The 536-nt window shown below is 60.4% G+C and carries 2 pseudogenes; both read left to right on the plus strand.

From position 1 onward, the window contains the following. A pseudogene (locus GD429_RS40065) lies at window positions 1–120 on the plus strand (IS30 family transposase); the annotation flags it as partial. Window positions 121–404: 284 nt separating this feature from the next. Then, window positions 405–536: pseudogene (locus GD429_RS40070) on the plus strand (IS256 family transposase); the annotation flags it as partial.

Genomic DNA, 536 nt, shown 5'->3' on the forward strand with positions numbered 1-536 from the left:
GCCTATTCACAGGCCACGCTCAACGCTGTTGCCAAGCGGCTCAATGAGCGTCCTCGAAAGACGCTAGACTTCGATACACCGGCTGAGCGCTTTCATCAATTCGTTGCATCGACGGGTTGAATCCGCACCGATGACCCGCCGGCCAACATGACCGCCCGAACGACCGTTGTAGTTTGGAAGCTGCCTTTGAGTACACCCGTGCCCGACGGGCCGTTCAAGGTCGGTTTGAGGCCGCTGCGGACCGCCGGGACGGCAACCGGTTGAATCCGCGCCCTTGGAAGCCGCCGTTAAGGGTACGCGGGATCGAAGGGCAGTTGTGGGTCGGTTACCACCCTCCAGGCAGGACCTATCCGTCATTTCGTGGGCGGGGCATATCATGAGGTATAAAAGTCATGGATATGCCGATGAAGAAGAAGAGGCAAACCGTAGCGCGTCAGGCAGCGGCCCGCGGGCCGCTGCCTGAGTTGCCCAAGGAACTGCTGGACCAGTTGGTCAAGGGGCCGATGACGCCGACCGAGGTTCAGGATCTGATGCTG

The organism is Burkholderia sp. BE17, from assembly GCF_009362305.1.
GTDB classification, from domain to species: Bacteria; Pseudomonadota; Gammaproteobacteria; order Burkholderiales; family Burkholderiaceae; genus Burkholderia; species Burkholderia pyrrocinia_C.